At 60.2% G+C, this 12,756-nt stretch carries 13 protein-coding genes and 3 pseudogenes; 7 read left to right on the top strand and 9 right to left on the bottom strand.

Annotated elements, in window-relative coordinates; genetic code table 11:
- The first annotated feature begins 181 nt into the window (after positions 1–181).
- Entirely contained in the window at positions 182–811 is a 630-nt protein-coding gene (locus tag QMX86_RS16610; RefSeq protein WP_123443813.1) for a glutathione S-transferase, read from the top strand.
- Between the two features lie 181 nt (positions 812–992).
- Here the strand turns inward: QMX86_RS16610 and creD are convergent, their stop codons facing one another.
- From creD to QMX86_RS16630, 4 genes are all read right to left on the bottom strand, one after another.
- A complete protein-coding gene (creD, locus tag QMX86_RS16615; protein WP_282386784.1) occupies positions 993–2,360 on the bottom strand; it encodes a cell envelope integrity protein CreD in 1,368 nt (455 codons plus the stop codon).
- Positions 2,361–2,492: 132 nt separating this feature from the next.
- Positions 2,493–3,911, bottom strand: coding sequence for a two-component system sensor histidine kinase CreC (gene creC / locus QMX86_RS16620; RefSeq protein WP_130928934.1), 1,419 nt, complete (start codon positions 3,909–3,911; stop codon positions 2,493–2,495).
- Positions 3,911–4,591 (bottom strand): two-component system response regulator CreB, encoded by a 681-nt coding sequence (gene creB, locus QMX86_RS16625; RefSeq protein WP_262136476.1) that lies wholly within the window; start codon positions 4,589–4,591, stop codon positions 3,911–3,913. The genes creC and creB overlap by 1 nt, the downstream gene beginning before the upstream one ends.
- Positions 4,592–4,660: 69 nt before the next feature.
- Positions 4,661–5,167: an ATP-dependent zinc protease gene (locus tag QMX86_RS16630; protein WP_041476742.1), complete on the bottom strand. Its 507-nt coding sequence runs from the start codon at positions 5,165–5,167 to the stop codon at positions 4,661–4,663.
- A gap of 258 nt (positions 5,168–5,425) precedes the next feature.
- On the opposite strand from QMX86_RS16630, the gene QMX86_RS16635 reads away from it, so the two are divergent.
- Positions 5,426–6,313: an acyltransferase gene (locus QMX86_RS16635; protein WP_071173847.1), complete on the top strand. Its 888-nt coding sequence runs from the start codon at positions 5,426–5,428 to the stop codon at positions 6,311–6,313.
- A 1-nt stretch (position 6,314) separates the two neighbouring features.
- Here the strand turns inward: QMX86_RS16635 and QMX86_RS16640 are convergent, their stop codons facing one another.
- Positions 6,315–6,872: a DUF2780 domain-containing protein gene (locus tag QMX86_RS16640; protein ID WP_282386776.1), complete on the bottom strand. Its 558-nt coding sequence runs from the start codon at positions 6,870–6,872 to the stop codon at positions 6,315–6,317.
- Positions 6,873–7,014: 142 nt separating this feature from the next.
- Here QMX86_RS16640 and QMX86_RS16645 point away from each other — a divergent pair.
- From QMX86_RS16645 to QMX86_RS16655, 3 genes and pseudogenes are all read left to right on the top strand, one after another.
- Positions 7,015–7,416: pseudogene (locus tag QMX86_RS16645) on the top strand (sigma-70 family RNA polymerase sigma factor); the annotation flags it as partial.
- A pseudogene (locus QMX86_RS16650) lies at positions 7,376–7,783 on the top strand (anti-sigma factor); the annotation flags it as partial. The pseudogenes QMX86_RS16645 and QMX86_RS16650, both read left to right, overlap by 41 nt.
- A gap of 131 nt (positions 7,784–7,914) precedes the next feature.
- Positions 7,915–8,256 (top strand): hypothetical protein, encoded by a 342-nt coding sequence (locus QMX86_RS16655; protein ID WP_122612409.1) that lies wholly within the window; start codon positions 7,915–7,917, stop codon positions 8,254–8,256.
- 63 nt (positions 8,257–8,319) lie between these two features.
- On the opposite strand, the pseudogene QMX86_RS16660 reads toward QMX86_RS16655, so the two are convergent.
- Positions 8,320–8,517, bottom strand: a pseudogene (locus tag QMX86_RS16660) (formaldehyde dehydrogenase, glutathione-independent); the annotation flags it as partial.
- 519 nt (positions 8,518–9,036) lie between these two features.
- On the opposite strand from QMX86_RS16660, the gene QMX86_RS16665 reads away from it, so the two are divergent.
- Both QMX86_RS16665 and QMX86_RS16670 read left to right on the top strand, forming a co-directional pair.
- Positions 9,037–9,261, top strand: a complete 225-nt coding sequence (locus tag QMX86_RS16665) for a hypothetical protein (RefSeq protein WP_282386775.1) — start codon at positions 9,037–9,039, stop codon at positions 9,259–9,261.
- A 36-nt stretch (positions 9,262–9,297) separates the two neighbouring features.
- Complete coding sequence (locus QMX86_RS16670; protein WP_122612407.1) at positions 9,298–9,510, top strand: cold-shock protein; 213 nt, start codon at positions 9,298–9,300, stop codon at positions 9,508–9,510.
- Between the two features lie 84 nt (positions 9,511–9,594).
- Here the strand turns inward: QMX86_RS16670 and fdhA are convergent, their stop codons facing one another.
- The 3 genes from fdhA to soxG all read right to left on the bottom strand — a co-directional run bounded on the left by fdhA (position 9,595) and on the right by soxG (position 12,649).
- Entirely contained in the window at positions 9,595–10,794 is a 1,200-nt protein-coding gene (gene fdhA / locus QMX86_RS16675; RefSeq protein WP_016772834.1) for a formaldehyde dehydrogenase, glutathione-independent, read from the bottom strand.
- 175 nt (positions 10,795–10,969) lie between these two features.
- On the bottom strand, positions 10,970–11,827 hold the full coding sequence (gene purU, locus QMX86_RS16680; protein ID WP_016772833.1) for a formyltetrahydrofolate deformylase: 858 nt from the start codon (positions 11,825–11,827) through the stop codon (positions 10,970–10,972).
- A 189-nt stretch (positions 11,828–12,016) separates the two neighbouring features.
- Positions 12,017–12,649, bottom strand: coding sequence for a sarcosine oxidase subunit gamma family protein (gene soxG / locus QMX86_RS16685; RefSeq protein WP_016772832.1), 633 nt, complete (start codon positions 12,647–12,649; stop codon positions 12,017–12,019).
- Positions 12,650–12,756: the final 107 nt, after the last annotated feature.

Genomic DNA, 12,756 nt, shown 5'->3' on the forward strand with positions numbered 1-12,756 from the left:
TTTTCTGCCGCGAAGCTGAGAATCCCTTGTGGGAGCGAGCCTGCGCGCGAAAGCGCCCTCACATTCAACATCAAAGTCGACTGTCACGACGCCTTCGCGAGCAGGCTCGCTCCCACATGGGTTCTGCGCCGGACGCGAGCAGGCTATGCTGCCCGATCATTGTCCTGATCGAGACCTTGCCATGTCCGCCCCCAGCATGACCCTGTACCACAACACCCTGTCGCCCTTCGTCCGCAAGGTCATGGTGCTGCTGCACGAAACCGGTCAGCAGGATCGTGTCGCGCTGCAGGACTGTGTGCTCAGCCCGGTCAGCCCGGACCCGGCGCTGATCGCCGACAACCCGTTGAGCAAGATCCCCGCCCTGCGCCTGGCCGATGGCAATGTCATCCATGACAGCCGCGTCATCCTCGAATACCTCGATCAGCAGCACGTCGGCAATCCGCTGATCCCCCGTGAAGGTGCGGCGCGCTGGCGACGCCTGACCCTGGCGTCGATGGCCGACGGGATCATGGATGCCTCGGTGATGGTGCGTTATGAAACCGTGCTGCGCCCGGTGGAAAAACACTGGGACGAATGGCTCGACGCCCAGCGCGACAAGATCCGCCGCGCCCTCGCCGTGCTGGAGAGCGAAGCGATTGCCGAGCTGACCAGCCACTTCGATGTCGCGGCGATCAGCGTGGCCTGCGCGCTGGGCTATCTGGATCTGCGCTTCCCGGACATGGACTGGCGTGCAGCCAATCCGCAACTGGCCAACTGGTATTTTGAAGTGAGTCAGCGACCGTCCATGGTGGCGACGATGCCCAAGCCTTAGATCTGGGCTGCCTGTTCCGGCCTCTTCGCGAGCAGGCTCGCTCCCACAGTTGACCACATTCCAATGTGGGAGCGAGCTTGCTCGCGAATGCACCAACTCGGTTTCGGAGGTAGTGACGCAATAAGCAGCGTCACCAAAACCTCCGCTTCCCGCTGTTCCTCGCGTAACCCAAGCCACCCGCTCATTGCATCGCCTCCACGTCAAACTCCAGCGGCCTGGCCGGCTTCAAACCAATCCTGTACCAGTCCAGTTTGCGCGTGAGCACCATGAACACGCCGAGCAGACCGAACAGCATCAGCGAGCCCATCAGCAGCGCGTAGTCCTCGGCACTGAGCAAGCCGTACAGCAAGCCATACAGCGCCGCCAGCCCGGCCGAGAAGCTCAAGCCATGCCGCGCGCTGCGCAGGACGTGGCTGACATAGAAGCCGATCAGCAACACGCAGCCACTCGCCGACAACAGATACGCCAGCGCAAAACCGATGTGTTCCGACAGCGACAACAGCAGCAGGTAAAAGAACGCCAGCGCAACACCGACCAGGGCATATTGCACCGGGTGCACCGCCAGGCTCTTGAGCACTTCGAAGAGGAAGAAACCGGCGAAGGTCAGGACGATGAACAGCAGCGCGTATTTGATCGCCCGGTCGCTCTTCAGGTACTGATCCACCGGGTCGATGAAGCTGACGCCGAAGCTGCGGCCGTTGAATGCATCACAGTCGCCAGCGACGCAGCGCTCCATCGCCTCTTGCAGGTTGGTGGAGAAAAACGAGGTTTGCCAGTCGGCGCTGAAACCCTGATCGTTGATCTCGCGCTTGGCCGGCAGGAAGTTGCCGACGAAGCTGGGGTGCGGCCAATTGGCGGCGAGGCTGACGCTGCTGGTCTTGCCCACCGGCACCACCCGCAGCGAGCCGGTGCCTTGCAGGCGCAGGTCGAAACCGAAGGTCAGTTGCGTGGCTTTGCTGGCGTCCAGTGCCGGTAGCGTCACGTGTACGCCCTCACCGATCCAGGCCACTTCGCTGCCGGGCACGAAGTCCAGTTGCTGGCCGCCGAGCTCGAGTTTCAGCGCGTTTTCGATGCCGCGAATATCGCTGATACCGACGGCAAGGAACGGCGCGTCGAATTGGTAATCGGCAAAATTCTCCTTGATGCCCAACTGCGCCGGCAGGGAAAAATGCCCATCGATGCGGTTGTCGGCGTGGAACAGTCGCGCCTCGTAAATGCCGCGTTTGCGCAGTTCGGTTTGTACTTGCCCGTCGAGCTCGAAACGCTCCGGCAGAAAGTACAGACGCCCGCGCGCTTCGCTGACTTCTTCGTAGCGCTTGTTGGTTTTCTCGTTGGTTTTCCAGGTGCGCACCACCTTGCGATACGGCACTACCATCACCGGCCCGGTCAGTTGCTGGCTGTAACTGGAGCTGCGCGCGATGTCTTCGAGCACACCGTCGCGCAGTTGCTGACGCTCATCGATGATGCCGTCGATCATCAGCAAGGGGATCAGCAACAGCAGGATCAGCAAGGCGATCGCGCCGAGTTTGATGGTCAGATTCTTGTTCATGGGACTCTCCCTGTTTGGATGTGGGGAGTCTGCTGATGCAGTGTGGTGGCAGTGTGGTGGGAATATGGAGATTGTGTGGAGAATGCACTCCCCTGTGGGAGCGAGCCTGCTCGCGAAGGCCGCGACTGGGTTTCAAGGCAAGCGCAATACCACTTCAACCCCGCGCTCGACATTGCCAATGCGCATCACCCCGCCATGCAACTTGACCACTTCTTCAACGAAGTTCAGCCCCAGTCCGGTGCTCTTGCGTCCGCTGTCCGGGCGCGGCAGCGAGTAGAAGCGCTCGGTCAGGCGCGGCAAGGCGTAATCGGGAATCGGCGTGGTCTGGTTGAACAGGCGGAACTCGATCTGCTCGCCAACCCGCTCGGCGCTCAAGCGCAACAGCCCCGACGTCGGGGTGAAATCGAGTGCGTTTTCCAGCAGATTGCCCAACGCCTGGCGCAGCAGAAACGGCTCGCCAATCAACAGCAGATCCTCGCCGATCGCTTGCTCGACGCGCAGTTGTTTGCCCTCGATCCGCGCGGCCTGCGCCTTGAGCAGTTCTGCGACCAACGCCGCCAGCGGCACTGCCACCTGTTCTTCCAGCCCTTGGCGTTGCTCGACCTGAGCCAGGTTGAGCAGGCGCTCGATCAACTGCTGCATCCGCGCGCTTTCGCTGTCGATGTTGCTGACAAAGCGCAAACGCTGGACGGCCGGCATATCACTTTGCAGCAACTCCGCCGCGCCACGAATCGCTGCCAGCGGACTCTTCAACTCATGGGTCAGGGTGTGTACATAGCGTTCGACGTAGGCCTTGCCTTCGAGCTGCGTGCGCATCTGCTCAACCGCTGTGGCCAGTTGCTCCAGCTCGCCGCCGCGATAATGCGGCACTTCCACGCGCCGGCCTTCGCTGACCGCCTGGGCATAACCGGTCAAACGGTGCAGCGCGCGGCTCAGCCACCATGAGAGCAAGGCGCCGAAGAGCAGACCGAGGCCGATCAGTCCGGCGCCGTAAAACAGCAAGCGCCGCTCGGTGCGATCAACGTAGGGTTGCAGCGAACTGTTGGGCTTGGCCACGGTGACCACGCCGATGATCTTGCCGTTGTCGCGGATCGGCGCGCCGACATGCATCACTGAAGAGCTCGGATCGTCAGGATCACTGCGGCTGGAGCGCGCGCCGTACTCGCCGCGCAGGGTCAGGTAGACGTCGTTCCAGCGCGAATAATCCTGGCCGACCGCGACGCCGCTGGAGTCGAGCACGACGATGCCCTTGGCATCGGTGACATAGATGCGGTGGTTGACCTGGTTTTTCGGCAAGCCCCAGATGGTCGCTTGCGGCTGCCGCTCGCCATAGGCGCGGAGCAATTGCGGCCAGCGGTTCTCGCTGAGGGTGCCGGCCTTGAAGTCGTCGCGCAGGATTTCAGCCATCAGGTTGGCGGTGTCGACCAGCGTCTCTTCGGTGGACTGACGCACGCCGGGGCGAATTTCTTCCATCACGGTGTTGAGGACGAAATACCCGGTCAGGCCGACAAACAGCACGTACACCAGAAAGATCCGCAGCCCCAACGACATCAGCTGTGCCCCGGGCTGTAGCTGTAACCGAGGCCGCGATGGGTCTGGATCGGCTCGGCCTCGGCACGTACCAGGCGCAACTTGGCGCGCAGGCTTTTGATGTGGCTGTCGATGCTGCGCTCGTAGCCGGCGTCGGCCGCTACGCCCAGCGCATCGAGCAATTGCTCGCGGCTGAACACCCGCTCAGGTTGTTCGAGCAGGCATTGCAACAAGCGGAATTCATGGCGGGTCAGGCTCAGCGGCTGGCCGCGATAGCTGATCTGCACGCGTTCAGCATCGATGCGAAACAACGTTGAGCCTGCTTCCAGGGTTGCACGCGGCGCCATGCGCTTGAGGATGGCTTTGACCCGCGCCGCCACTTCACGCGGGCTGAACGGCTTGACCACGTAATCGTCGGCACCGATCTCCAGACCCACCACGCGGTCGATCTCGGCGTCGCGGGCGCTGAGAAACAGCACCGGCACTTCCGTGAAGCGTCGCAACTGCTTGCAGGTTTCGAAGCCACTGATGTCCGGCAGACCGATATCGAGAATGATCAGGTCGGCCGGGGTCTGCCGCTGATGCTCCAGCGCCGCTGCGCCGAGGCTCAGCCACGTGGTGCTGAACCCCTCGCCTTGCAAGGCAAAAATCAGTGTGTCGGCAATCGCCGCTTCGTCTTCGACAATCAGGATGTGCGGCATGGCGTCCGAGCCCGTGGCAGTTAGTGCGCGAACGGTGCCCCAAGCCCGGGGTTACGTCAATCAGACCACTTAGCAGTCAGGCTTGTCGGCGGTGTAACGCCGTGCCGGGTTGACCGCCGCGCCGAACTCGCGCAAGGCCTTGGCGCCGATCAGCAGCGGATAGTTGAAGTGGCTGCGGTCGGTCAGGTTGACCTCGACGGTGCGCTTGACGTTGCCCAGGCACAGCTCCAGATCGACCACCGGGCGCTTGGCGACATCGCTGCTGTCGCGCTCTTCATCGTCCTCGTCGGAACGGCTTTTGATCTTGCTGATCCGCGCGACCTTGTGCTCGAAAACCTTGTTGCTGGCGTCCTTGGTGGCGAGGCGGAAACGCACCCAGTCGTCGCCATCACGGGTGAAGGTCTCGATGTCCTTGGCCGACAGCGAGGCGGTCAGCGCGCCGGTGTCCATCTTGGCCTTGAGCACTTCGCCACCGATTTCCGGCAGCGCGATGTATTCGTAGCGACCGTACAGCGTCGGCTCGGCGGCCATGACCGGCAGCGCGACGAGAGCAAACAGAGCAAGGAGGGATTTCACGTAAGGGGCTTCCTTGGGAGGTTGGGCAACGGGATTTTAGACCGTCGCGCGGTTGATCGTTCCCACGCTCTGCGTGGGAATGCATCCAGTGACGCTCTGCGTCACAGGGGACGCGGAGCGTCCCGGGCGGCGTTACCACGCAGAGCGGGGGAACGATCAGGTTAACGGGACTGAAGTGAAACATTCGTCAGCACCGATTTGGCCTGTCGCGTGAAGCTGCTTATCATGGCTCGCCCCTGCCACTTCATAGAGTTGCTTATGCGCCGCCTGCTCACCGGCTGTTTCGTCACCCTGCTGCTGTTGCTCAACACCCTGATCCTGATCGGGCCGTTGATGGTGTTTGCCCTGCTCAAGCTGGTCGCACCCGGGCGCTGGCGGGATTACGCGTCGGGGGCGGTGATGTGGATCGCCGAGACCTGGGCCGAAATCGACAAGCTGATCTTCCAGCTGTGCATCCCGACGCAGTGGGACATTCGCGGCGGCGACGATCTGCGCCGCGACACGTCCTATCTGGTGGTCAGCAACCATCAATCGTGGGTCGACATTCCGGCACTGATCCAGACCCTCAACCGGCGCACGCCGTTCTTCAAGTTCTTTCTGAAGAAAGAGCTGATCTGGGTGCCGTTCCTCGGCTTGGCGTGGTGGGCGCTGGATTACCCGTTCATGAAGCGCTACACCAAAGCCTTTCTGGCAAAGAACCCCGAGCTGGCGGGCAAGGATCTGGAAATCACCAAAGCGGCGTGCGAGCTGTTCAAGCGCCAGCCGGTGACGGTGGTGAATTATCTGGAAGGCACGCGCTACACCCTGGCGAAAAGTACCCAGCAGGAATCACCGTTCAACCACTTGCTCAAACCCAAGGCCGGCGGCGTGGCGTTCGTGCTGGCGGCGATGGGTGAACAACTCGATGCGATGCTCGATGTGACGGTGGTGTATCCGCAGGAAAAAATCCCGGGCTTCTGGGACCTGATCAGCGGCAACGTGCCGCGAGTGATCATCGACATCAGGACCCGCGAACTCGACCCGGCGCTGTGGCAGGGCGATTACGAGAAAGATCCGGCGTTTCGCCAGCGCGTCCAGAACTGGGTCAACCAGCTCTGGACCGAGAAGGATCAGCGCATCGTCGAGCTGCGCAACGAGCGCCGCTGACTCAGGTGCCCGTGCCGACACCCCAGATGCTGCCCAGGCTGCTCAACAGCGAACCGCCGACGCCCTGCTGACCGAGGTATTGCAGCAGCACCGGGGCAAACTGGCCGATCATGCCGCTGTCCATGCCCAGCGCGCTGAACGCGTTGTTCAGGTCGTTGCTGTCTTTGACATTGCCCAGCGCATTCTCAAGGCCAGCGGACTTGCCGGACGAACCGAGCAACGCGCCCAGCGCCGCCAGATTGCCGCTGCCACCGGACAACTTGTCGATACCCGGCACTTCCTTGGCCAGTTGCGAATAGTCGGTGCTGCTCAACTGATTCTTCGCCAGCCCGAGCATCGCACTGGTACCGCCAACGGCCTGCTCCGGCGTGACGTCCAGTGCACTCAGAGCACTCACCAAACCAGCGGTCTCCGAGGTCGGCGCCGCAGCAGCCGCCTTGTCACCACCCTGCATCCCCGCTACCGCACCGGCCACGTCGTTCAAACTGAAACCGGCAAACACCGGCCCGGCGGCCAGAGTCAGGAGCGATGCCAGGGCAAAACCGCGTGAAATCTTCATTCAGACATCCTCTTGCGCTGTGGAAACCGCCCGTTGAAGGGGTGGCGAAACTGCCGGTTTGACCAAGTATCCGCCGGCATGTTCCTCGCCTGCGCATCCATTTTCAGCATCGCCATGTATATAAAACTTGAAATTCCCGCACCTGCACGGCGTCCCCTTACGCTTCATGGGCCGCCCCGATCTGGCCGAAGAAGTGCTGCAGGAAAGCTTCGTGCGCATCTGGAACAACGCCTCGCGCTAAGAAGCGCATCTGTCGGCGCCGCTGACCTGGATGATCTACATCACCCGCAACCAAGCCATCGATCAGTTACGCAAACAGCGCGACCGGCCACTGGGCGATCTCGAGCAGGACGCACTGCCGGACGAAAGTCCTTCTGCGCATGAACAATTGAGCAGCGCCCGCGCGGCTCAGGCGCTGAACCGTTGTCTGGAAACCCTCGACGGCATGCAGCGCCAGCCGATCAGCATGGCTTACTTTCAGAGCTTTTCCTATGGAACATACGGTGCCCGAGCGCTTGTGGCATGGCATCACCGCGCGGATTGAGCCGCAAGTCCTACACTTGCCGAAAAAACGACCGTTCTGGAATTGGCTGCGTATCACGGCCGCGCTGTGTTCAATCGTGGTGCTGGTATTCTTTGGCTCGCTGTTCAACCGCGACGATGCCCGCGACACCGCGGCCCTGCTGAACGCCGACGCGCAACCGGCGTTGAAGGTCGAGGCGCATGCGGATTACATGCAAGTAGAGCCTCTGACGCTGGCGGCGGTTGATTCGGATCGCAGCCTGGAGCTGTGGACAATTCCGGCGGATGGCAGAGCGATCTAGCTGGCTGTAGCCTTCGAGCCGAAAGGTGGTTCACCGACCAGGCGGCCGACTGGACCCGTGTTTTATCAGGGGGCTCTGGCCGCACTGCGACTAAATTATGCATTAAATGTCGGCTTCTTATCGCGAGGGAATATAAAAAACTGTCAGATCTGACAGTACCCCTAATTGGGCAAGCTCCTCATGCTGGGCATCCCATCCAGACACACAGGAGTGTGCAAATGAGCAAGTCGATCGCAATGGCACTTTTCGTCATCGGTGCAGCAACCACGAACGCTTATGCGGCCAGTGTCGAAAGTTGCCCCCCGGTGAATACCATTAAATCATCGGCCTATACGGACAGCAGCGTTCCGGAGCCAGACAACACCGGTTTCCAATACAGATCGAGTTTCAATGGTAAAACCTGGACCGGCGTAACGCTGTCAACCCGAGACGACTTTCTGGCACCGAAATATGAGCTGAAAGCGGAAAGCTTCGACGGTTCGATCTGCTCTTACGGCGGGAAAAAAATTGTTGAAAACGGCGAAAATTCCACTCCCTATCTGAAACTTAAAGCCAATTGATCCTGGCGCCTTCAGGCTTAGACCACTCATAAGAAGGGCGACCCATGGGTCGCCCTTTTTTCGTTACGCCGCACAGAACGACTTATGCGGATCAATCGCAAATTTTTTCGGCACACCCGCATCGAACTCGCCATAACCTTCCAGCGCCTGATCGAGGCTGATCATTTGCACTCCCACCACTTCGGCAATGTTGATGCGGTCCCACCTGATCGCCTGCATCAGTTGGCGGCTGTACTTCATCACCGGGATTTGGGCAGTATTTTCCAGACAGCACATTCATTTCGATAAGTTCATTGAGGTAGAAGTGAAGCACGGATCACATGCTTTAAATACGCGCCCGAAAAAAAAACAGACGCAATACATATCTCCGCACTTTACGGTAAATCAACGGTTTAAATCCAACGGAGATACACAACTATCAAACTGAAAAGGCCGCATATGCAAAACGTCCAAGACGTCACCGAAATAGTCACAACCGCTTTGACAGCATTCAACCCAATCCGCAATACGCCCCCCGTGCGCGAGCCCTACCGCAAACACATCATCTGGCTGAAAAAACGTACCGTAGTGAAGCGGTATAACTGGAGGCGACTGCCCTGCTCCAAGCAATGTCGCTTATTGCCACACTTCATAACCCCTTCCCCGGTCAATCCAAACAAGTCCGAAGGACTGTCAGACCTGACAGGTGTTCGAATGTCGACGTTGGCATACGCTGTTGGTATGTCAACGGTCTGAAAAAAGCGAGGTACAAGCAACGATCATTCAACGGGAGATACGGAGATGGAAAAGCAGTGCAGTCCGCGCGATCAACTTTTCGAATCAGATTTCCCGCCGATCATCTTTTGCATCAGCCCGGATGATCCGATCATCAAACACATCAAAGAGGGGCAGAAGGTGACCTATGATCTTATGCGCGGTGATAACGGCCAGTTGTATGCCGTCGACATCAGACTGGCTCAAGACGAGGACATAGCCAGGCCGGCTCGGTTCTCTGTGCTTTTGTAATGCGTCACTCAATCAATCGAAGCGGGAAGCACGAACATGTCAGACAGAACTACAGGTACCGTCAAATGGTTCAACGATGAAAAAGGTTTTGGCTTTATTACCCCGCAGGGTGGAGGCGATGATCTTTTCGTACACTTCAAATCAATCGAGAGCGACGGTTTCAAATCGCTCAAAGAGGGGCAGACCGTTTCTTTTGTCGCTGAAAAAGGAGCGAAAGGAATGGAAGCCAAGCATGTACGGCGCGAGTAGTGAAACGTTGAACGGACTTCCGGGAAGTCTGTAACCAATATGAAAACGGCGACCCATAGTCGCCGTTTTTTATTCCCTCATTGCTTACGCCGCACTGAACAACTTATGCGGATCAATCACAAACTTCTTCGGCACGCCCGCATCGAACTCGCCGTAACCTTCCGGCGCCTGATCGAGGCTGATGACCTGCACGCCAACCACTTCGGCAATGTTGATGCGGTCCCACATGATCGCCTGCATCAACTGGCGGTTGTACTTCATCACTGGAGTCTGCCCAGTGTGGAAGCTGTGGGATTTGGCCCAGCCCAGGCCGAAGCGGATGCTCAGGCTGCCCATTTTCGCCGCGGCGTCGACGGCGCCCGGATCTTCGGTGACGTACAGGCCCGGGATACCGATCTTGCCGGCAACGCGCACCACGCCCATCAGTGAGTTGAGCACCGTGGCCGGGGCTTCGGCCTTGACGCCGTCGTGGCCGTGGCCGCGTGCTTCGAAACCGACGCAGTCCACCGCGCAATCGACTTCCGGCTCGCCCAGCAGTGCGGCGATCTGTTCGTGCAGCGGGGTATCCTTGGACAGGTCGACGACTTCAAAGCCCTGCGCCTTGGCATGGGCCAGGCGGATGGTGTTGACGTCGCCGACGATCACCACCGCAGCACCGAGCAAGCGTGCGGAAGCGGCAGCGGCCAGACCGACCGGACCGGCGCCGGCAATGTACACGGAGCTGCCCGGGCCAACGCCGGCAGTAACCGCGCCGTGGTAACCGGTCGGGAGGATGTCGGAGAGGCAGGTCAGGTCGCGGATTTTCTCCATGGCCTTGTCGCGATCCGGCAGTTTCAGCAGGTTGAAGTCGGCGTACGGCACCAGCACGTATTCGGCCTGGCCACCGGTCCAGTCGCCCATGTCGACGTAACCGTATGCGCCGCCGGCACGGGCCGGGTTGACGGTCAGGCAGACGCCGGTGTGTTGCTCCTTGCAGGAACGGCAGCGCCCGCAAGCCACGTTGAACGGAACAGAGACCAGATCGCCGATCTTCAGGTTTTCGACGTCGGAGCCCTTTTCAATCACCTCACCGGTGATCTCGTGACCCAGCACCAGACCGGTCTGCGCCGTGGTCCGGCCGCGCACCATGTGCTGGTCGGAGCCGCAGATGTTGGTGGAAACCACTTTGAGAATGACCCCGTGCTCGATCTTGCGACCACGCGGGTCCTGCATTTTCGGATAGTCGATTTTCTGTACTTCGACCTTGCCAGCGCCGAGATACACCACACCACGATTGCCAGACATGCTTTCACCTCGCTGTTGTTTTTATGGAACTGCGTTGCCCCGGTTGGGCAGCGCGTTGAGTGCTCGGGTATTGCTTGTTGGTCTTGCGTTGTTTGTTTTGGCCCCTTCGCGAGCAGGCTCGCTCCCACATTGGAATGCATACCCCTGTGGGAGCGAGCCTGCTCGCGAAAGCGATCTAGAGAACGACGGTTCTGTTGGCGTTCAGGAACACCCGTCTTTCGATGTGATACCCGACCGCCCGCGCCAAGGTCAGGCCTTCGATATCCCGGCCCTTGGCAATCAGGTCCTCGGGATAATGACTGTGATCCACCGCCTCGACGCCCTGGGCGATGATCGGCCCTTCATCGAGATCGTTGTTGATGTAATGCGCCGTCGCGCCCACCAGTTTCACGCCCTTGTTGTAGGCCTGGTGATACGGCTTGGCGCCCTTGAAGCCCGGCAGCAGGGAGTGATGAATGTTGATCGCCTTGCCGTCGAGCTTGCGGCACAGCTCCGGCGATAGCACCTGCATGTAGCGGGCGAGGATCACCAGTTCGGCACCGGCCTCTTCGATCACCTGCCAGACCTGACGCTCCTGCGCCGGTTTGTCGTTGGGGTCGAGAGGGAAATGGTAGTAGGGAATCTGGTGCCAGTCGGCCAACGGCTTGAGATCCGGATGGTTGGACACCACCGCCGCGACGTCCATCGACAACTGACCGATGCGCTGGCGATAGAGCAAGTCGTTGAGGCAGTGATCGGCCTTGGACACCATGATCACCACTTTCGGCCGGTAGTTCGGCGCGGTCAGCTCGAAGAGCATGCCGAACGCTTCTCCGCGCTCGGCCAAACCTGCGCGGAAAGATTGTTCGTCGAAACCATCAGGCTGACGGAATTCCACGCGAATGAAAAAACGCCCGGAGAGGCGGTCATCGAACGAGTGGTGCTCGGTGACATAACAGCCCTGCTCGAACAGAAAACGCGTGACCGCGTCCACCGTGCCGAGGACGCTGGGGCAGTCGGCGGTCAGAATCCATGTGTCTGGGGCGCGGCTCATATTTTTTCCTCTGATCGTTCCTACGCTCTGCGTGGGAATGCCGCCATGGACGCTCTGCGTCCGCTCTTGGGACGCGGAGCGTCCCGGGATGCATTCCCACGCGGAGCGTGGGAACGATCATCTATCTGCTCCCTTTCCCCTCTCCCCCTTGGGGGAGAGGGCTGGGGTGAGGGGGTAGCTTTTGATCTTTCAGGCCTGAACGCTGAGGCCGTACTCGGCCGAAGCATCCTGCAACCACAACCACCAGTAATCCGAGAAGCTGCGCCGGATCAGCAGTTCCCAGGTGTCTTCGGCGGTATGACGAATCATCAGCTGCGATTTGGCGAACACCGTGCCCACCGCTTTGCCGACCGGGAAGTTGTTCGGGTGCACGTCATAGCTGGTGGATTTCATCAGCACCTGGCGCACGTTCGGCCCGCTCAGTTCGAGGATCTGCTGGCCGCCGCTGACGTTGACGATGGCAATGTGCAGATCGCCCAGCGCTTCGCGCAGTTTCTGCTCGGCGGCGAATTCTTCGCCGCTTGGCACGATCAGCAGCCACTCGTCCGGGCCCATCCATTGCAGGCTGGTTTCGCCTTTGACGATCACGCTCAGCGCGCCGGGCAATTCAATGCCAAGCGCTTTGTGCACACCGGCCGCGAAGGCTGCATCGTGGCCATCGCCACGAATGGTCAGGTGGCCGAGGAGTTTTTTCTCACGCACGATCACGCCGGCGTTCTTGCGGCCCTTGCCGACCAGGCTGGCGAGGTCGGCATGGTGCAGCGACGACTCGGCACGGGCGCCGGTGGTCGGGCGTTGCTGGTAAACATTGGCTGTGGTCATAAAGCACCCTCTTGTATTGATCGTTCCCACGCTCTGCGTGGGCATGCCGCCATGGACGCTCTGCGTCCGCTCTTGGGACGCGGAGCGTCCCGGGATGCATTCCCACG

It is taken from the genome of Pseudomonas sp. PS01270 (assembly GCF_029959775.1).
Taxonomy (GTDB): domain Bacteria; phylum Pseudomonadota; class Gammaproteobacteria; order Pseudomonadales; family Pseudomonadaceae; genus Aquipseudomonas; species Aquipseudomonas atacamensis.

Coding starts and splice junctions, on each gene's coding strand:
- purU (WP_016772833.1), bottom strand. CDS start 11,827: ATGAGCCGCGCCCCAGACACATGGATTCTGACCGCCGACTGCCCCAGC.
- soxG (WP_016772832.1), bottom strand. CDS start 12,649: ATGACCACAGCCAATGTTTACCAGCAACGCCCGACCACCGGCGCCCGT.
- QMX86_RS16670 (WP_122612407.1), top strand. CDS start 9,298: ATGTCAGACAGAACTACAGGTACCGTCAAATGGTTCAACGATGAAAAA.
- QMX86_RS16640 (WP_282386776.1), bottom strand. CDS start 6,872: ATGAAGATTTCACGCGGTTTTGCCCTGGCATCGCTCCTGACTCTGGCC.
- creD (WP_282386784.1), bottom strand. CDS start 2,360: ATGAACAAGAATCTGACCATCAAACTCGGCGCGATCGCCTTGCTGATC.
- creC (WP_130928934.1), bottom strand. CDS start 3,911: ATGTCGTTGGGGCTGCGGATCTTTCTGGTGTACGTGCTGTTTGTCGGC.
- QMX86_RS16665 (WP_282386775.1), top strand. CDS start 9,037: ATGGAAAAGCAGTGCAGTCCGCGCGATCAACTTTTCGAATCAGATTTC.
- fdhA (WP_016772834.1), bottom strand. CDS start 10,794: ATGTCTGGCAATCGTGGTGTGGTGTATCTCGGCGCTGGCAAGGTCGAA.
- QMX86_RS16635 (WP_071173847.1), top strand. CDS start 5,426: ATGCGCCGCCTGCTCACCGGCTGTTTCGTCACCCTGCTGCTGTTGCTC.
- QMX86_RS16655 (WP_122612409.1), top strand. CDS start 7,915: ATGAGCAAGTCGATCGCAATGGCACTTTTCGTCATCGGTGCAGCAACC.
- creB (WP_262136476.1), bottom strand. CDS start 4,591: ATGCCGCACATCCTGATTGTCGAAGACGAAGCGGCGATTGCCGACACA.
- QMX86_RS16610 (WP_123443813.1), top strand. CDS start 182: ATGTCCGCCCCCAGCATGACCCTGTACCACAACACCCTGTCGCCCTTC.